Genomic DNA, 247 nt, shown 5'->3' with positions numbered 1-247 from the left:
TAATTTCCGTACTGATCGAACCACTGGATAGCCTCTGCATGCAACAAATCATGGACCGCTCCATCCGTGTGCGGCTCATAACTGATGAAAGCTAAAAAGTCATCAAGGTTATCCCAATCTTCGAGAAACCCGAACCTGGGGTCGTTGGGGTCAATAATCTCCTCCCATTTTCCGTCGCTGCGAAAATGCAATGGTCTGCTATCTGCTGCGAATAGGTATCGTAATAAAACTAAGCTACCGCCGGGAG

At 47.8% G+C, this 247-nt stretch carries 1 protein-coding gene; it reads right to left on the bottom strand.

Annotated elements, in window-relative coordinates:
* Positions 1-191 (bottom strand): hypothetical protein (locus SB717_RS38505; protein WP_410908484.1); only part of this gene is annotated, 191 nt, incomplete at its 3' end.
* Positions 192-247 lie beyond the last annotated feature (56 nt).

The organism is Priestia sp. SIMBA_032 (assembly GCF_046535215.1).
GTDB lineage: Bacteria > Bacillota > Bacilli > Bacillales > Bacillaceae_H > Priestia > Priestia aryabhattai.
Note: the sequence above shows the minus strand (reverse complement) of the source record. Positions and strands in the feature narration are given on the sequence as shown.